General features: G+C 46.7%; 18 protein-coding genes. 11 read left to right on the top strand and 7 right to left on the bottom strand.

The features are described 5' to 3' along the window. Positions 1-65: 65 nt before the first annotated feature. Positions 66-1,439 (bottom strand): oxygen-independent coproporphyrinogen III oxidase, encoded by a 1,374-nt coding sequence (gene hemN, locus FTT64_RS03890; RefSeq protein WP_180182054.1) that lies wholly within the window; start codon positions 1,437-1,439, stop codon positions 66-68. A 235-nt stretch (positions 1,440-1,674) separates the two neighbouring features. Here hemN and hemF point away from each other — a divergent pair, with 235 nt between their 5' ends. The 5 genes from hemF (at position 1,675) to FTT64_RS03865 (ending at position 8,151) form a co-directional block, all read left to right on the top strand. Then, positions 1,675-2,616, top strand: a complete 942-nt coding sequence (gene hemF / locus FTT64_RS03885) for an oxygen-dependent coproporphyrinogen oxidase (protein WP_180182055.1) — start codon at positions 1,675-1,677, stop codon at positions 2,614-2,616. Positions 2,617-2,820: 204 nt separating this feature from the next. Next, a complete protein-coding gene (locus FTT64_RS03880; RefSeq protein ID WP_104473167.1) occupies positions 2,821-3,030 on the top strand; it encodes a hypothetical protein in 210 nt (69 codons plus the stop codon). A gap of 217 nt (positions 3,031-3,247) precedes the next feature. Continuing rightward, positions 3,248-4,036 (top strand): shikimate dehydrogenase, encoded by a 789-nt coding sequence (aroE, locus tag FTT64_RS03875; protein WP_104500701.1) that lies wholly within the window; start codon positions 3,248-3,250, stop codon positions 4,034-4,036. A gap of 409 nt (positions 4,037-4,445) precedes the next feature. Beyond that, positions 4,446-6,269: an acyl-CoA dehydrogenase C-terminal domain-containing protein gene (locus FTT64_RS03870; protein ID WP_016658512.1), complete on the top strand. Its 1,824-nt coding sequence runs from the start codon at positions 4,446-4,448 to the stop codon at positions 6,267-6,269. A gap of 352 nt (positions 6,270-6,621) precedes the next feature. Beyond that, positions 6,622-8,151, top strand: a complete 1,530-nt coding sequence (locus FTT64_RS03865; protein ID WP_180182021.1) for a PT dipeptide repeat lipoprotein — start codon at positions 6,622-6,624, stop codon at positions 8,149-8,151. 49 nt (positions 8,152-8,200) lie between these two features. On the opposite strand, the gene hemW is transcribed toward FTT64_RS03865, so the two are convergent. Beyond that, positions 8,201-9,355 carry a radical SAM family heme chaperone HemW gene (gene hemW, locus FTT64_RS03860; RefSeq protein WP_180182056.1) on the bottom strand — a complete coding sequence of 385 codons (1,155 nt, stop codon included), beginning with the start codon at positions 9,353-9,355 and terminating at the stop codon, positions 8,201-8,203. Between the two features lie 127 nt (positions 9,356-9,482). Here hemW and FTT64_RS03855 point away from each other — a divergent pair, with 127 nt between their 5' ends. The 4 genes from FTT64_RS03855 to FTT64_RS03840 all read left to right on the top strand — a co-directional run bounded on the left by FTT64_RS03855 (position 9,483) and on the right by FTT64_RS03840 (position 13,152). Beyond that, the gene (locus FTT64_RS03855; protein WP_016658510.1) at positions 9,483-9,941 is read left to right on the top strand and encodes a DMT family transporter; all 459 of its coding nucleotides are present in this window, start codon (positions 9,483-9,485) and stop codon (positions 9,939-9,941) included. A 91-nt stretch (positions 9,942-10,032) separates the two neighbouring features. Beyond that, positions 10,033-11,331 (top strand): MATE family efflux transporter, encoded by a 1,299-nt coding sequence (locus FTT64_RS03850; protein ID WP_075168245.1) that lies wholly within the window; start codon positions 10,033-10,035, stop codon positions 11,329-11,331. Positions 11,332-11,487: 156 nt separating this feature from the next. Then, on the top strand, positions 11,488-12,786 hold the full coding sequence (locus tag FTT64_RS03845; protein ID WP_180182057.1) for an AarF/ABC1/UbiB kinase family protein: 1,299 nt from the start codon (positions 11,488-11,490) through the stop codon (positions 12,784-12,786). 108 nt (positions 12,787-12,894) lie between these two features. Further along, positions 12,895-13,152, top strand: a complete 258-nt coding sequence (locus FTT64_RS03840; RefSeq protein WP_016658507.1) for a type B 50S ribosomal protein L31 — start codon at positions 12,895-12,897, stop codon at positions 13,150-13,152. Positions 13,153-13,258: 106 nt separating this feature from the next. Here FTT64_RS03840 and crcB read toward each other — a convergent pair whose 3' ends face one another. Next, a complete protein-coding gene (crcB, locus tag FTT64_RS03835; RefSeq protein WP_104503649.1) occupies positions 13,259-13,639 on the bottom strand; it encodes a fluoride efflux transporter CrcB in 381 nt (126 codons plus the stop codon). A gap of 173 nt (positions 13,640-13,812) precedes the next feature. Here crcB and FTT64_RS03830 point away from each other — a divergent pair, with 173 nt between their 5' ends. Further along, entirely contained in the window at positions 13,813-14,145 is a 333-nt protein-coding gene (locus FTT64_RS03830) for a HopJ type III effector protein (protein ID WP_035363454.1), read from the top strand. 57 nt (positions 14,146-14,202) lie between these two features. Here the strand turns inward: FTT64_RS03830 and FTT64_RS03825 are convergent, their stop codons facing one another. Together FTT64_RS03825 and FTT64_RS03820 are read right to left on the bottom strand one after the other, a co-directional pair. After that, positions 14,203-14,622, bottom strand: a complete 420-nt coding sequence (locus FTT64_RS03825; protein WP_227554604.1) for a protease inhibitor I42 family protein — start codon at positions 14,620-14,622, stop codon at positions 14,203-14,205. A 40-nt stretch (positions 14,623-14,662) separates the two neighbouring features. Then, positions 14,663-15,196, bottom strand: a complete 534-nt coding sequence (locus FTT64_RS03820) for a hypothetical protein (RefSeq protein ID WP_370459245.1) — start codon at positions 15,194-15,196, stop codon at positions 14,663-14,665. 201 nt (positions 15,197-15,397) lie between these two features. Between FTT64_RS03820 and FTT64_RS03815 the strand changes: the two genes are divergently transcribed. Continuing rightward, positions 15,398-16,024 carry a class I SAM-dependent methyltransferase gene (locus FTT64_RS03815; protein ID WP_104500568.1) on the top strand — a complete coding sequence of 209 codons (627 nt, stop codon included), beginning with the start codon at positions 15,398-15,400 and terminating at the stop codon, positions 16,022-16,024. A gap of 6 nt (positions 16,025-16,030) precedes the next feature. Here the strand turns inward: FTT64_RS03815 and FTT64_RS03810 are convergent, their stop codons facing one another. Next, on the bottom strand, positions 16,031-16,621 hold the full coding sequence (locus tag FTT64_RS03810; protein ID WP_227554603.1) for a hypothetical protein: 591 nt from the start codon (positions 16,619-16,621) through the stop codon (positions 16,031-16,033). Positions 16,622-16,646: 25 nt separating this feature from the next. Then, positions 16,647-17,114 carry a Holliday junction resolvase-like protein gene (locus tag FTT64_RS03805; RefSeq protein ID WP_005180383.1) on the bottom strand — a complete coding sequence of 156 codons (468 nt, stop codon included), beginning with the start codon at positions 17,112-17,114 and terminating at the stop codon, positions 16,647-16,649. Positions 17,115-17,118 lie beyond the last annotated feature (4 nt).

The following is a 17,118-nucleotide window of genomic DNA, read 5'->3' as shown; positions in this document are numbered from 1 at the left end:
AGTGAAATGGCGACCTCTCTGTCGCCGGATCATGTGATTGAATGCTGAATTGAATGAGATAAAAATTAAATCGTCATTGAGAAAATACGGGTACTCGGCACTTTACGCTTTAAACGCAAATCAAACGCCATACAGATATTACGTACAAACGGTTTGCCCTGCTCCGTAACCTGTAAATGATCCTCAAACAGCGTTAACAAGCCATCTTCCTGCATTTCTTCCAGCTGCTTGAGCACCTCAGGCAATTCCGGGAACTGCATCTCTGGGTCAGCCCATGAAGTCTGGAAACTGCACATCAAATTCAGGATATGCCGGCGAATCATCAGGTCTTCGGCGGTCAGTACATGCCCGCGAAATACCGGAATTTCGTTCTGTTCCAGTCGCGCATAATAATCTTCCAGGGTCTTTTCATTTTGCGCAAAGCTGTACCAGCTATCACTGATCGAGGACAATCCCAGGCCAATCATCAGCTGGGTTTTGGAAGCGGTATAGCCCATAAAGTTACGGTGCAGACTGCCCTGCTGAAAAGCCTGATACATGGCATCACTTTTCAGGGCAAAATGATCCATGCCAATTTCATGATAACCATGCGCCAGCAGTTTTTTCTTGCCCTCTTCATACAGGGTACGTTTCAGTTCATCTTTTGGCACATCATCATCTTTAAAACCGCGCTGGCCATTGCCTTTAATCCACGGCACATGCGCATAGCTATAAAAAGCCAGACGGTCCGGATTTAACCGGGTGGTCTGCTGAATGGTATGTAAAACATCGTCCAGATTCTGAAAAGGCAGACCAAAAACCAGATCATGCGAAATTGACGTGTAGCCAATATCACGCGCCCATTCGGTCACACGCTGCACATGTTCATAAGGCTGAATCCGGTGGATGGCTTTCTGGACCTTTTCATTATAGTCCTGCACGCCATAGCTGACCCGGCGAAAGCCCAGATCATACAGCGCTTGCAAATGTTCACGAGTGGTATTGTTCGGATGGCCTTCAAAACTGAATTCATGCTCGGGCGCCACTGTGGCTTTGCCCAGAATGCCCTGAATCAGCTGCTGTAAATGGGCTACAGAAAAGAAAGTCGGCGTGCCGCCACCCAAATGGATTTCTTTAATCATCGGCCGGTCTGGCAGCAACTGGCAATATAAATCCCACTCTTTCAGCACCGCCTGAATGTAGGGTTGCTCCACTTCATGGCGTTTGGTCACGCGCTTATGGCAACCGCAAAAGGTACATAAACTTTCGCAGAAGGGCAGATGGATATACAGGCTGATGCCTTCGCTGGCATTGGATTCAGCAAACGCGCGTTGCAGACTTTGCTGCCAGGCCTCGCGAGAAAAACTGGCCTCTTCCCAATACGGTACGGTCGGATAACTGGTATAGCGGGGTCCCGGAACATTGTATTTTTGTACGAGAGAACTGGCCGGTTTCAACATCTACATTGCTCCACTGCAATTGCCCCTATGAGGTGGGCACAAGGCCCGTATTCACTATTGTGCGGAGCTTAAAACAGGAATTCAACCTAGCCTTTTGGTCGGGAATCGGGAAGCTCATGCTGTTGCCTCTTCACTTAGATCAGCCATGCGCAGCGCACAGCAGCCCTTCCCCTCTTAATTTTTTTACCAATCTGTGCTTTGATGTGCTTATTGTTTTTTATTCATGAGTGTCATCATGCAGCATCCTACCTCCGCTGATATTCAACGCGTACGTGAATTTCTTCTCGATTTACAGGCGCGCATCTGTGCCGCGTTAGAACAACAGGAACAGGCCGGCGGCGGTACGGCTGAATTTGTGATTGATGACTGGCAGCGCCCTGAAGGGGGCGGTGGCCGTTCCCGGGTCTTACAAAATGGCAGCGTGATTGAAAAAGGCGGGGTGATGTTCTCGCATATCAATATTTCCAAACTACCTGCCTCGGCAACCGAACGCCATCCTGGCATTGCCGGTGCCAAAGCGCAGGCGATGGGCGTATCTCTGGTGATTCACCCGAAAAATCCAAATGTTCCAACCTCACATGCCAATGTGCGTTTATTTGTGGCCGAACCGGAAGGTCAGGACCCGATCTGGTGGTTTGGCGGCGGTTTTGACCTGACCCCGTTTTATCCGAATGATGAAGATGTCCTGTCCTGGCACCAGATTGCACATGACTTATGTGCGCCCTTTGGCGAGCAGGTCTATGCCGAACACAAACAGTGGTGTGATGACTATTTCTATCTGAAACATCGCGATGAACAGCGTGGAGTGGGCGGCCTGTTTTTTGATGATTTAAACCAGTGGGATTTTGACACCTGTTTTGAATATATTCAGGCGGTGGGCAATGGCTATCTGGAAGCGATTTTGCCGATTTTTAAACGCAATCAGGATAAACCTTATACCGAAGCGCAGCGTGAATTCCAGCTCTATCGTCGTGGTCGCTATGTGGAATATAACCTGGTCTATGACCGTGGTACGCTGTTCGGCCTGCAAACTGGCGGCCGGATTGAATCCATTTTGGTCAGCTTGCCCAATCTGGCCGGCTGGAGTTATCGCCCGGAATGGGATGCCGATTCCGCAGAGAAAAAACTCACCGACTATTATTTAAAGCCGCATGACTGGCTACGCGAACTACAATAAATGTCTAAAAAGCTACCGCAAATAGTGGTAGCTTTTTTCTTGCAACACACGCTTGCAAGGTGCATACATTTAAATATATTTGCATACACTTTTTCGCCAACTCTTCATAAGACTTTCATTTAAAGCGAGTAGACTCTATAGTCTTGGTTTAATGTGTCTGGCAAAAGATGGAATTGAGCCAGTATCGATTTAAGGAACGCTCCCATGCTGCAAAATTTCATTGCTCAACACAAAGGCCTGCTGTTCTGGCTGATTCTCAGTATTTTAGTCTGCTCTCTCAGTATTACCTTTATTTTCGAACATCCTTTAAGTGACAGCCTGTCGATTGTGGCCAGTGTTTTTGCCCTGATTGCTCTGGTTTTTACTTCGGTCTTGCTGGTTTTAGATACCATCTTGGATATCTGTAATCCTTAAGCCGTCACAGGTTTACAGATCAGACTGCTTTATTGATCTTTTTATTTTTCTCTATTCAATTTTCTCTTCTTTTACCTTGTCCTCCCTTCCCTGCCCGACACCCGATTGTGTCGTTTTGCTTATTGTATTTATTCCAATTGTTCATCATTTGCAGGCTTTAGCCCCTGCCCGATTTGGCGTATATTGATGGGCATTTCAGCACATGGATCATGTGAAAATGCGCAAACAATTTGCCGTTGTGGGCAACCCGATTGAACAGTCCCGCTCTCCAGAACTGCATCATGCCTTTGCCGAAAAAACCGGGGTTGATCTGGTCTATCGCAAACGCCTGGCACCATTGGATGGTTTTGAAGCCAATATTCGTGAATTCTTTGCCGAAGGTGGGGTAGGCATGAATGTCACCGTGCCGTTTAAAGAACAGGCCTTTGCCTTGTGTGATGTACTCAGCGAACGGGCCAAAACCGCCAAAGCTGTAAATACCTTGTGGATGCAAGATGGTCAGCTGTATGGTGACAATACCGATGGTCAAGGGCTGGTCGATGCCATTCGTGCGCTGAACTGGAATTTGGACAATACCGAAATTCTGATTATTGGTGCCGGCGGCGCCACCCGTGGCGTGATTTATCCGCTGGTTCAGGCCGGCGTCAAAAAAGTGGTGATTGCCAACCGTACTCTGGCGCGCGCCGAACAGCTGGTGGCTGATTTGCAGCAAGCCGTACCACAGGCCGAACTGTCCGCCATTGGTCTGGATGCACTAGCGGGCGAGTTTGACATTGTCATTAATGCGACATCGGCCAGCTTGAGTGGCGATGCTTTAATTCTGCCGGACGCGCTGCAATTTCAACATGCCTATGAAATGGCCTATGGCAAGCCCTCCAGTTTTCTGGAACAGGCCAAGGCCCGTCAGATTCCAACCTCGGAAGGCTTTGGCATGCTGGTCGGACAGGCAATTGAATCGTTTTCAATCTGGAATGGGGTCAAACCCGATTTAAAAGATTTTCTTTAAAATCTGCGATTTTGCCCAGAAAAAGAACCGATCTTGCACGGTTCTTTTTTTATGCCTAGCCTTTGGGCTGCACAATTAACCCGTATTATGATTGGATTTAATGACACAAATATGGCAACCGATTTGCCCAGATTTAAACGCCTTTACTACTATTAGGCTTTGGTCCTAGATCATGCTCACTTATGTTTTATTTTGTTATAATTTAAATAAATAGAATACAAAAAACAGTGGTGACAAGGGCAGGATTTTCTCCTAAATTAGAACTGATCCCACGTCTATAAGATTCTATTGATTCGCTTTTCTGACATTTTTAACTGAATTCAACATCAATGTATTTTGATGCGCAATGTGAATAATCAAACTATCCGATCAGATAATCCAAAACTATTTTTAAATCAGGATTAATGTTATGCCAGCATATAAAGCGCCTTTACACGACATTCGTTTCTTAATGAATGAAGTGTTTGACTATCCAGCACATTATCAAACTTTGTCTAACGGTGAAGCAGCAGATCCAGAAACAGTCGACATGATTCTCGAAGGGGCGGCTGATTTTTGTGAAAATGTCCTCTCTCCTTTGAACCAGACCGGCGACCAAGAAGGCTGTCATTTTGAAAATGGCGAAGTGAAAACGCCAAAAGGCTTTAAAGAGGCTTATGACCAGTTTGTGCAAAGCGGCTGGCAAGGTCTGTCTTATCCGGAACAGTACGGCGGTCAAAACCTGCCTATGTCGTTAAACCTGATTAAATCTGAAATGATGGGCACAGCCAACTGGTCATTCCAGATGTATCCGGGTTTAAGTGTGGGCTGTATCAACACCATTATCCAGTACGGTACAGACGAACAAAAAGATACCTATCTGCCGCATCTGGTGGCAGGCACCTGGTCAGGAACCATGTGTTTGACCGAGCCACAATGTGGTACTGACTTAGGTCAGGTGAAAACCAAAGCAGAACCGCAAGCCGACGGCACTTATGCCATTTCAGGCACCAAAATCTTTATTTCTGCCGGTGAACATGACCTGACCGAAAATATTGTCCATATTGTGCTGGCACGTTTACCGGATGCTCCAGCCGGCACCAAAGGCATTTCCCTGTTTATCGTACCGAAATTCCTGCCATCTGCAGACGGTGGCGTGGGTGAGCGTAACCCAGTGACCTGTGGTTCAATTGAACACAAAATGGGGATTCGCGCGTCGGCAACCGCGGTGCTGAACTTTGACAATGCGGTGGGTTATTTAATTGGCGAACCAAACAAAGGCCTGCATGCCATGTTCACCTTTATGAATACTGCCCGTATTGGTACCGCGATTCAGGGGATCTGTCATGCGGAACTGGCCTTCCAGGGTGCTTTACCGTATGCCAAAGAACGGATGTCAATGCGTGCCCTGTCCGGTAAAAAAGATCCGGAAAAAGTGGCCGATGCCATTATTCACCATGCCGATGTGCGCCGTATGCTGCTGACGCAAAAAGCTATTGCTGAAGGTGGTCGTGCCATGATTTATCATGCCGCACAAATTGCCGACAAAATGACCGATGCACTGGAGCGTGGCGATACTGCTGCCTTTGAACAGCATGATGATCACCTGGGTTTCTATACTCCAATTCTAAAAGGCTTCCTGACTGAAATGGGCTATGAAGCAGCCAACCACGGCATGCAGGTTTATGGCGGTCATGGTTATATCAAAGAATGGGGCATGGAACAGATTGTACGTGACTCGCGTATCTCGACCCTATATGAAGGCACCACCGGTGTACAGGCGCTTGACCTGATTGGCCGTAAAGTACTGCTGACCTCAAAAGGTAAAGTGATTCGTGACTATACCGCAGAAATTCTGAAATTCTGTGGTCAGCACGCCCGTAATAAATACATGCGCCGTTTTGCCTGGGACTTAACCAAGCTATGCGCGCAGTGGAATGCCCTGACGGTACGCATCATGCTGGCGGCACGTAAAGACCGCGACATCGTCTCAAGTGCCTCTGTCGACTTCCTGATGTTCTCGGGTTATGTGATGATGGCTTACTTCTGGGCACAGCAGGCGGCCGTTGCATCGGCCAAACTGGCATCGAATGATGGCGCAGAAACCCCAGAATTCTACAAAGCGAAAATCAAAGTGGCAGATTTCTACTTTGAACGCTTATTGCCACGTACCCAAGGTCATGCCGAAGCGATGGTCAATCCATCTAAAACCATGACTGCATTAGCACCAGAACATTTTAGCTTCGATTACTAATGATCAAAGCAAGTAAAAAAGAGCGCCTCGGCGCTCTTTTTTATTTTGTGATTTTGTAATCCTACTGTTTTTTCTAAAATGTGCATTGTGTACTAATTTCAAGCACCAAAAATGTGCTTGAATTAAAGAAAAATATTTCTTTTAACAACTATTAAATTTGAATACAAAAGTGACTTGGCCTAAAAATCACGCTCATTTTGATCTTTAAGCACCATTTAAAAACGTGATTGAAATCACAACCTATCTTAACTCCCCTTTACACTTATAAAATCGCTTACATTCTCAGCTCATCTCTATATTGAAAAATCGCTAAGCTCTGCGGTGAAAACTCTAAAAATAACAGGTAATAATCATGAAATATAAAATGCTTTCACTGCATATTCTAGCGATCAGTATGGGCAGCTTGGTACTGGCTGGCTGTGGTGGTTCTGATAGCTCATCCAACACGCCGACACCGACACCGACACCAACACCAACACCAACACCAACACCAACACCAACACCAGTCGCAGATGTTGCAGATCAATTTCAAGGTTCTTGGTTATTTGGTATGCCGACAGGTTGTCCATACAGTAAAGCCGTGGTTTCTAAAACAGCAGCAACAGCTTTAGATATCACCACAGAAAGTGTTAAAGCAACAGAAGCTGGAAATTGTGCTAGCTCTCTAATTGATAATCGAACCTTAACAGATCAGTTTGCTATGGTGAGTAATATTCAACCTAAGCAACAAGTAGGTGCTGTGATTTATCATTTAGCAGATTATAGGTCTGCACTTTCGAATGCCAACGCGCCTGCGCTAAAAGTGGCATTAACTTATAAAAACAGCAATGCAGTCTGCATCATTACCTCTCAAGATCACACAGAAATTGAAAAACAAATCAATGCAATTGCAGACCCTATTAAAAATGCAAGTTGTTTAACTAAAAGTTCACCGGCTTTTAGTACGCTCGCTCCAAAAACAGTATTGGCAACGGGCAGTTATCAATTAGCTGCGTCTTTAGATCCCGTAAGTCAAGCAACAGAATATTTAGCGCAACTCAACACCTTAGGTCAGCAAGGTTATGCATTGCTGCACCGTAATATTAAAACGACGTCTTCAGGCAGCCCTGAAAACTTATATTTAACCAATAGCAAGCAACAGCAGCGCTATGCCTATACCAGTAAAAATTTGAATTTAAATAGCCTTGATATTCGCTATGCACGTTGGTTTGATGAAGCGAAAGCGCAAGCGGCCAATGGCTATCTACCATTTTCATCACATCGTGCAGGTTCATCACTGAATTTCACCCATTATTTTGTGAAAAAAACCTCTGCATCAGACAGCTATACTTTAGATTACAAACACTTTTATCCTGCTGCCACAGTCCAAGATATGATTGCTGGCTTTAATGAACTCGGGGCAAAAGGCTGTAAATTGATTTTATGGGATTCGAATGTTTTTGTTGGTGCACAAACCACCTTAGCGAATACCAATAGCGTTGATATAGCAACCTGTGCCAATAGCAGCACACATAACGGTACCTATAGCTATGTATATGTCAAAAAGCCAATGAACTCAGTAACAGAACCAAATACTGCAGAAATCAATACAATCATTCAAAATCAATTGAAAGCGGGTTATCGTTTAGTTTCTAGCACTTTTTATGTCAAACCAACCGAAACAGAAGCGCTTTTATTTGAAAAAGACAGCAGTAAATCGACTACTACAGAATATAAAGTCTTTGCAGAAAATGCTTTGCGTTTAAACAATGGCAGTCCAAATTTACTACGTCGTTTAAATGAACAAGGTAAAATTGGTTGGCTGTACACAGGCGATGGCTATATTTTTAGCAATGATCCAAATAGCATGATTGGCTCATTAACAGGTGTCAATTTGCCTTAAGCACTACTTAAAAACAGATAAAGCCCAATATATATTGGGCTTTATCGTCTTATAAAAACTCTTCTAATATTGAGTTCAAGAACATATGCCCTTGCGGCGTACACGACAAGCGAGTTTCATCTGCCACCATCAAATGACGTTGGCGTAAGGAATTTACCACAGGCAAAACCGTATCTAATGCCAAACCTGTACGTGCTGTATAAAGATGAGCATCCACACCTTTATTTAAACGTAGTGCATTCATCATAAATTCAAACGGCATGTCTTCAGCTTCGATGCGTTTAAACTGCAAATGCTCGGCAGGTACTTTGGCTAAATAGTCTTTCGGCTGACGGGTTTTTTGATAACGATATACGCCATCAGGTCGCGTTACTTTGCCATGCGCTCCTGCCCCAATCGCTAAATAATCACCAAACTGCCAATAATTTAAGTTATGTGCCGAAGGCTGTTCTTTACGCCATGCCGACACTTCATAATTGATAAAGCCTTGGGCTTTTAGATAGGCTTCACCTTGTTCTTGAATCGCTTCGAGTACTTCATCATTTGGCAGCAAAGGTTGGGTTCGGAAAAATACCGTATTGGGTTCGATGGTCAATTGATACCACGACACATGCGTTGCACCACTTTCGACTGCCAGTTTTAAATCAAGCAAAGCCTGCTCTAAGCTTTGTTCCGGTAGACCATGCATTAAGTCGACATTAATACGCTGGAAACCTGCTTCTGCAGCATGTTGAATGGCAGAAATTGCATCGTGATTACTATGAATACGACCTAATTTTTGCAAATGCTCAGTGTTAAAACTTTGTACGCCAATCGACAAACGATTAATACCTGCCGCTAAGTAACCCGCAAAAGGGTCATGTTCAACCGTGCCTGGATTAGCTTCTAAAGTGATTTCACAATTGTGTTCAAATGGCAGCAAGGCTTTGAGCTGATCAAATAACCAAGTATAACCTTGAGCAGAAATTAACGATGGCGTCCCACCGCCAATAAACACACTGTGAATTTCACGGCCCTGGGCAAATTCCAGCTGCGTATTAAAATCGGCGACCAAGGCCTGTAAATATTGCTGTTCTAAATCCAGTGACAGTTTGCCATCCGGGACGGCATGCGAGTTAAAGTCGCAATACGGACACTTGCGCACACACCACGGCATGTGAATATAGAGGGACAAGGGAACAGACGCAGGATTCAATTCAGCCAAGGAACAAGCTCAAAAACAGCAAAGGAAGATGCATATTTTAACATGACTGCATCAGGACACCGATAAAATCTCACAGCGAATACCGCTACACTAGAAAAAATTACAGAAGAATTAGCGTGTTAGAATGATGAAAATATCTTCGCAATTACTGCTTTTAATGCCGCTGGCCATGGGGATCGGGATTGCCATGACCCTGCAAACCGCCATCAATACCCAGCTACGCGAATATTTATATTCTCCTTTGCAGGCTGCCCTTTTCTCGTTTTTGGTTGGTACAATAGTGCTGGCTATTTTGGTGTTTTTTCAACAGGTTCCCAAACCCAATCTGCACGAGATCGTCCATTTGCCCTGGTATATGTGGCTGGGCGGCGTGTTAGGGGTTTATGCCATCAGCTTAAGTATTTATGCAGCACCGAAACTCGGCTATCTCACCCTGACCGGTTTAATCCTGTTTGGCCAGATTGCCATGTCGATGCTGGTCGATCATTTTGGTGTCCTGGGCACAGAAAAAGCACCCATCAACTGGCAACGTCTTCTGGGTGGCGTGGTGATTTTTATAGGTGTGCTTCTCACTTTACAACGCTAATCGCTCTGTTCTAAGCACATGATGAATATGGGTAATAACTGTGGCTACGCTTGGCAGCACACGTTTTGAATTAAAACAACTGTTCCGTTTAATGATTCCGATTCTGGTGACGCAATTTGCCCAGGCCGGTCTGGGGCTAATTGATACCATTATGGCCGGTCAGTTTTCACCGACCGATTTAGCCGCAATTGCAGTCGGTGTGGGGCTGTGGCTTCCGGTGATGCTGCTGTTTAGTGGCATCATGATTGCCACTACACCGCTGGTGGCTGAGGCCAATGGTGCGCGTACACCGGAAAAAATTGCCACCATTGCCCGGCAATCGTTATGGGTGGCGTTTATTTTGGGCTGGATTGCCTGCCTGATTTTACAGCTGGCACCGCTGTTATTGCCGCTGCTTGGAGTACCAGAAAGCCTGCAACCGAAAGCTGGACTGTTTCTGCATGCCATTGGGTTTGGTATGCCGGCGGTGACCATGTATGCTGCGCTACGTGGCTATTCCGAGGCGCTGGGTTATCCGCGTCCGGTAACGGTCATCAGTCTGCTGGCGCTGGTAGTACTGGTGCCGTTGAACCTGATCTTTATGTATGGTTTAGGGCCGCTGCCTGAACTGGGCAGTGCCGGCTGCGGCTTTGCCACGGCCATTTTACAGTGGCTGATGTTTATTACCCTGGCGCTGTACATTTCCAAAAGCAGCGCCTACCAAAGCACCCAGATTTTCACCCGCTGGGAACCCATCGACCGTTACTGGATGAAACGGATTTTAATGCTCGGCCTGCCGATTGGTTTGGCAATTTTCTTTGAAGTCAGTATTTTCAGTACCGCAGCCATCGTGATTAGCCCCTTAGGAGAAACGCTGGTAGCAGCACACCAGATTGCCATGTCGGTGACCTCACAGCTGTTTATGATTCCGATGTCTCTAGCCATTGCACTGACCATCCGCATTGGCACCTATTATGGTGAAAAAAACTGGGCTGCCATGCGCCGCGTGCAGTATTTGGGGCTGATTACCGCAACCCTGCTGGCCTTTATGACCATGAGTTTTATGTGGCTGTTCCGTCCGGAAATTATTTCGATTTATACCTCGGATGTCGATGTGGCACAGGTGGCAATGTATCTGCTGCTGTTTGCAATTGCCTACCAGCTAATGGATGCCTGGCAAATTAGTGCAGCCGGCTGTTTGCGCGGTATGCAGGACACCAAAGGCCCAATGTGGATTACCATGCTGGCCTACTGGGTCATTGCCTTTCCGGTCGGGGTGTATTTTTCCCGCTTTGGCAGCATGGGCGCCGCCGGGGTCTGGGTCGGCCTGATTGTCGGCTTGAGCGTGGCCTGTGTGCTGTTATTGATCCGGTTGTATATGAACAACCAGCGTCTGAGTCAAAGCAGCTAAGCGATTCGCCTCTCATCATCTTTAGCCGGCTATTACCGCCGGCTTTTTGATGTGCAATATTTAGTGAATTTGCTTATTAACAATTTAAAGTAGGCTTTTCACCCAACTGCCGGTATGCTCAAGGCAGATAGTCAAGATGATCTTAAGGAACCTCGCATGGCAAAAACGGCTAGTACACCGGGTCGTCGCTTTATGAAACTGGCCAGTATGACCGCCAGTATCGCCACCAAAACCGTTTCCAATTCAATTAAAAACTTTTCTGCCGATGACGAGCAGAAGAATGCCGCACGCAGCAAACTGTTTCAGGATATTGGTATCCAGATTGCCGATACCTTGGGAGAAATGAAAGGTGCGGTCATGAAAGTGGGGCAAATTGCCTCGCAATATAAAGATATTTTCCCACCAGAAGTGGCGCGGGGCATCAGCAAATTACAACGTCAGGCACCGCCCATGCCTTTTGCCGAAATTCAGGCACAAATCGAAAAAGAACTGGGCAAGCCCCTCGCGCAGATTTTCCAGCATTTTGATGAAACCCCATTTGCCGCCGCGTCCATTGGCCAGGTACATAAGGCAATTTTGCCGACGGGTGAACAGGTGGTAGTGAAAATCCAGTATCCGGGTGTCGATGAAGCCTGTGAAAGTGACCTGAAACAGGTGCGTCTGGCCTTGCGTTTAATGGGTGTGTTAAAAATTGACCGCAAATTGCAGGACAAACTGTTCCAGGAAATTCAGGACAGTCTGGACAATGAGCTGAACTACCAGATTGAAGCACAAAACCTGGAAGTGGCGCGTACCTTCCATCAGGCGCTGGACAGTAAAATTATTATTCCGCAGGTCTTTAAGGACTATTCGACCCGGCATATTTTAACGTTAAGTCTGGAACAGGGTGACAGTATTGAAACCGCCAGCCAGTGGCCACTGGCGACCCGGAATGAACTGGGACGCCGGCTGTTTCGCGCTATTGGTCAGGAAATTTTCTATCTCAAGCGTTTCCACTGTGACCCTCATCCGGGTAACTTTGCCTTCCGTGAAGATGGCAGCGTGATTATTTATGATTACGGCGGTGTGAAGACCTTGTCCAATGACATTGTGCAGCATTTTAAAGCGCTGATTCAGGCCGGCCGTGCCCAGAATATTGCCTTAATGGAACAGGAACTGACTGCCCTGCACTCCCTGTCCGAGCAAGGCAAATTCCCACCAGAACTGTATCAGGCCTGGCTGGAAGTGCTGATGCGCCCTTTGACCACCGATTATGATTTTGCCGAAAACTCGGCCCATCATGATGGTATGGAACTGATGAAACCCTCGTTAAAATATTGGGATGTATTCAAGCCATCACCCGATACCTTAATGGTCAACCGTACGGTATCGGGTCATTACTGGAATCTGATTCATTTAAAAGTGCATGACAATTTAAATGATCTGTTTGAAGAACTGGTTCCACCACACGCTTAAACCATATATTAAAAACCACGCTGAGCCCGAATGACCCATTCGGGCTGACTTTACTTTTTATTTGTTACGTTATAACATTACAATATTCAGCAAACATGAGGAATTGTTATGCGTCCAGAGATCCATCCCGAATATCAGGAAGTGCTGTTTCACGACACCAATGCCGATGCCTATTTTATTATTGGCAGCACCCTGAAGCCGCAGCAGACCAAGGAATATCAGGGCAAAATCTATCCCTATATGACTTTAGATATTTCCAGTGCTTCGCATCCGTTTTATACCGGTGAGCAACGTCAGGCCAGCAATGAAGGCCGTGTCGCCAGCTTCAATAAACGCTTTGCCCGTTTTAAACGCAGCAAGGACTAAGCCACGCAGTAAAAAAAAAATTGGCATACACATCCTTTATGAAGCCTAGACCTTTATCTCCAGCCAGGCTTCATTTTTTATTGTATATAGTTGATTTTCCTGTTTTTTATTTCGTATTTAATAGCGCCTGAAACAGATAAAAACCCACCGCCAGACAAAGCACACCCAAAATCACACTTGAGATCACATACATTAATGCCACGCTGGTGTGTCCCTGTTTTAGCAATTGAAAAGTTTCCAGTCCAAAACTGGAAAAGGTAGTAAAGCCACCTAAAATTCCGACCATCAAAAACAGTCGCAACTCCTGTTGTAACACCGGGAACTTTTGGCTGAAGGCAAAGAATATTCCGGCAGCAAAACAGCCGAGCAGATTCACCGACCAGGTCGGCCAAGGAAATAACACACCGGGCTTAAATAGCCACAAACTCAGGCCATAGCGCAGACTCGCCCCGATTGCTCCACCCAATGCCACCCAAAGCCAATTCATGTCGTGTTAATTCCCATGTGTATAACTGCCATTTTATCCACAAGTTGGGCCAAAGCGCAGATTTTTTCATCTGCCGGGTGCAAAAATTGAGGCCGAAATAAGCTAAACCCCTGCGAAAAAACATGCTATTGTCGCAGGGCTTTTACCAATTTTTTCTATGGACTGAGAACATGATGGCTCAAGATTTATTGGCCCAGCTGCATGCAGGCAAAGCGAACTTTGCCGATGTGATTGCCTATATTGATGCACGTTATACCCACACGCCAACTGCGTTTAGCAATGGCCAGCAACACAATGCCGCCACCGAAAACCAGGGCAGCGCCAAAGTACTGAGTTTTGCCAAATTAAATGGCTTAGACCACGCGCAAACCTTAAGCCTGTTTGCTGAACACTATGCGGCGGTACTGGCTACGCCTGAAGCCACCGATCACCAGAATATCCGCCAGTTTATGCAGCAAGGTTGGGCTGGTGTACAGTTTGAAGGCGAAGCGCTAACGGCCAAATAAGCCTTTAAAACGAAAAACCTCTAAAACAGAGGTTTTTTTATGTCTGATGTTCAGGTCTTAAGCCACGCGCACCCGGCATTTCCATTCTGCCAAGGGAAGCGGTTCTCCCGCCCTGGCCTGTTTTAAATGAATCAGTCCTTCACCGACCTGAACCGCACGAAAACGGAAAGTTTTTTCTCCAGCCGCATTTAACTGCGCGGAGTCATGCTGAGTATTTTCTGCATCCGCCTGTAGATACAAGGTTTCCAGCTTAAAGATGGACGGATGTTGCATCACCGACCAGTGATAGCCGGTGGCCGGATTTTCTGCCAGACGCAATTCCAGGGTTTCCCCGATCTTTAAATTTAACAGTGCCGGACATTGCTGATCGGCATGATAAACATGAGTACCATCGACCGGGGTGCTGACGCTGCCACAACCGCTGAGGGCCAACAGCCCCAGCCAGCTACAGAGAATGAGCGTCTTGCTATGATTCATCAACATTCCCCTGGCGCTACATTTTACCCATCAGGCCACATTAACTGCGTTTTACTTTTTCAATCCACTGGATTGAACTGACCCGAAACACTTCACAGGCACCATCGCCGGTATCGGTCGGGGTGAGTGATGACGTCCAGACCATATCTTTGTCTTTAACTTCCACCAGTTCCCCGCTTAAACGCACCAGATCACCACGTTTGACCTGCTTGATCTGTTTGGCAATGTTCGGATTGGCTGGAATGATGTGCATATTGGAAACCATCTGCATGGCCTGCTCTGCCGGCACCGGCAAACGATCCATCTTCCAGTTTAAATAGCGGTCGTACTGATTTACCGTAATATGCCGGGCAATTTCCGGCTCTGCAAACAGGCCCCAGCTCACGGCATAATCAATCGGAGAAAACTTGGCCTGTTCATCATCGGTATAGGTTTTTGAACCTAAAATCCGGAAATCACCACGAAAGGACTGCAAGACCGAAATCGACTGATCGGCAGATGCCGGCGCTAACCCTTTGGCAATATTATAGTCGACCGATGCCATGGCACTGGTCTGTAATAGGGCGGCCGTCATAAGCGAAATAAGTCCAAAGCGCAGCTTCATGAGATTCTCAGATCCTTCAGTCAGAACAGATATATCTTTGATGTTAATCGATGTTGATCAGCAGAAAATAAAGAAATGGTAAGAAAATAGTTACCTTTGGTCTCATTTTTGTCTTTGCCTGCGCGGCTCAGTTAAAATAAACATAGATTAAATAAAAATATGTGATTTTCAATGCTTTATAAATTCTATCAACAGCATATTTTCCCACACCTGCTAAATCAGGTGATGCAGACGCCGAGCCTGATGGATTTACGCCGTGAATTGCTGCTGCCAATTGAGGGTGAGGTACTGGAGATTGGCTTTGGCACCGGGCTGAATTTACCCTTTTACCAAAATGTCGATGTGGTCTATGCGCTGGAGCCAAACCTGGAGATTTTCCAGCTGGCCGAAACACGAATTCGTGACAGTGCCATTCTGGTGGAGCATCTGGCTGGCAAAGCTGAGCAGCTGGATTTTGCCGATAATCGTCTGGAGCATGTAGTATCAACCTGGACCTTATGCAGCGTGCAACAGATTGAACCGTGTCTGGCCGAAATCTATCGGGTACTGAAACCGGGCGGCTGCCTGCATCTGGTCGAGCATGTGCTGCATCCTGAAAATTTATATATTCAACGCTTGCAGCATCTACTCACGCCGCTACAAAAACGGCTGGCGGATGGCTGTCATCTCAACCGCGATCTGGCGCTGCTGTTACAGCAGGCCGGTTTTGAATTTCAGGAAAAATACGAGATAGATGCGGCCGGTATTCCGAAAATTGGCCAGCGGATGCTGCTGGCCCGTGTGCGTAAACCGGCTTAAACGCGGTTAATCCAGTACTTGAAGCTGCTGCACCCGTACTATCCGGCAATTGTTCGCTGGTAGCGGGTAATGGTTGATCTGAAAATACTGCCCCGTGCTGACTGAACGCACCTTGACCCACTCGCCGCGCAGCACTATACGCTGCCCGGCTTTAACACGGCGCAGGCGCTGAGCAATCTGTTCGCTGGCAGCAATGGCGCTGATATTGAGCGTGTTGGCAATCACCTGTTGTGCTGCAAGCGGGCTAGTGGACGCCAACTGAAACTGATAGCAGCGCTGGGTCTGTTCAAAATCAACTGTTTTGGCCTGTTCTGATGAACTAAACCCGTCTTTGGCCAGCAGCAGATCAATATTGCTGACATAGGCCAGATCATTAAAATGTCCCACCACCGGTGCAGCCGGATGAATCACCCGCCGGTCCGGACTGTAGTAGCGTTTTGCCACGACCTGATACTGCCCGGAAAAATCCCCTTCAGTTTCCAGCGCAAAGTTCTTTAACACCCCCGACTGCTGTAGATGTGGGATGGCACGAAAATATTCCGACCACAGCCAGATCATCAGAGCCAGTCCCGTCAGGCTGAGCAGTATTTTATTCACGAGAAAGTTCAGTTATCAAAAAAGGTTAATCCTCGAAATCAATACGGATGGTTTCAAAGCGCAGTCGCCCCTGCTGAATGGCTTCGGCAATGGCCTGCTGGCCTTTGGTCAGACGTGCGCCGCCACTTTTAATATCAATTAACACCACCTGAATATCCTCAGCCCGACCATCGCCATCCCGAAAGTCGGTATAGCCATCAAATACGATATAATCGACCGGATCGCCCAGAAATTTGGCATCGCTGGGCAAGTATTCAAATTGCGGCATAATCGGTGCCATCTGCTCGGCCATTTTCCCTTTGAGCACCGCGCGGCTGGTATTGACGCTGCGCTTTTGGGCCTGCGCCAGTGCCTGCTGATGTTCCAGCTCCAGCTCGGCAATATACTGTTCATATTCGGCCTTAATCCGGCCATTGCGGCTATGACTTAAAATGATGGTGGTCAGCACCACTCCTATTGCAGCGCCTATAAGCATTGCCATCCATATCGACATGGGG

It is taken from the genome of Acinetobacter sp. Q186-3, assembly GCF_013420655.1.
Lineage (GTDB): Bacteria > Pseudomonadota > Gammaproteobacteria > Pseudomonadales > Moraxellaceae > Acinetobacter > Acinetobacter indicus.
Note: the sequence above shows the minus strand (reverse complement) of the source record. Positions and strands in the feature narration are given on the sequence as shown.

What these genes read in the sequence shown, in the direction of transcription:
- FTT64_RS03840 (WP_016658507.1), top strand. Translation starts at nt 12,895, where the DNA reads ATGCGTCCAGAGATCCATCCCGAATATCAGGAAGTGCTGTTTCACGAC.
- FTT64_RS03880 (WP_104473167.1), top strand. Translation starts at nt 2,821, where the DNA reads ATGCTGCAAAATTTCATTGCTCAACACAAAGGCCTGCTGTTCTGGCTG.
- FTT64_RS03830 (WP_035363454.1), top strand. Translation starts at nt 13,813, where the DNA reads ATGGCTCAAGATTTATTGGCCCAGCTGCATGCAGGCAAAGCGAACTTT.
- aroE (WP_104500701.1), top strand. Translation starts at nt 3,248, where the DNA reads ATGCGCAAACAATTTGCCGTTGTGGGCAACCCGATTGAACAGTCCCGC.
- crcB (WP_104503649.1), bottom strand. Translation starts at nt 13,639, where the DNA reads ATGAATTGGCTTTGGGTGGCATTGGGTGGAGCAATCGGGGCGAGTCTG.
- FTT64_RS03870 (WP_016658512.1), top strand. Translation starts at nt 4,446, where the DNA reads ATGCCAGCATATAAAGCGCCTTTACACGACATTCGTTTCTTAATGAAT.
- hemF (WP_180182055.1), top strand. Translation starts at nt 1,675, where the DNA reads ATGCAGCATCCTACCTCCGCTGATATTCAACGCGTACGTGAATTTCTT.
- FTT64_RS03820 (WP_370459245.1), bottom strand. Translation starts at nt 15,196, where the DNA reads ATGACGGCCGCCCTATTACAGACCAGTGCCATGGCATCGGTCGACTAT.
- FTT64_RS03805 (WP_005180383.1), bottom strand. Translation starts at nt 17,114, where the DNA reads ATGTCGATATGGATGGCAATGCTTATAGGCGCTGCAATAGGAGTGGTG.
- FTT64_RS03850 (WP_075168245.1), top strand. Translation starts at nt 10,033, where the DNA reads ATGATTCCGATTCTGGTGACGCAATTTGCCCAGGCCGGTCTGGGGCTA.
- FTT64_RS03865 (WP_180182021.1), top strand. Translation starts at nt 6,622, where the DNA reads ATGAAATATAAAATGCTTTCACTGCATATTCTAGCGATCAGTATGGGC.
- FTT64_RS03825 (WP_227554604.1), bottom strand. Translation starts at nt 14,622, where the DNA reads ATGAATCATAGCAAGACGCTCATTCTCTGTAGCTGGCTGGGGCTGTTG.
- FTT64_RS03845 (WP_180182057.1), top strand. Translation starts at nt 11,488, where the DNA reads ATGGCAAAAACGGCTAGTACACCGGGTCGTCGCTTTATGAAACTGGCC.
- hemN (WP_180182054.1), bottom strand. Translation starts at nt 1,439, where the DNA reads ATGTTGAAACCGGCCAGTTCTCTCGTACAAAAATACAATGTTCCGGGA.
- FTT64_RS03855 (WP_016658510.1), top strand. Translation starts at nt 9,483, where the DNA reads ATGAAAATATCTTCGCAATTACTGCTTTTAATGCCGCTGGCCATGGGG.
- FTT64_RS03815 (WP_104500568.1), top strand. Translation starts at nt 15,398, where the DNA reads ATGCTTTATAAATTCTATCAACAGCATATTTTCCCACACCTGCTAAAT.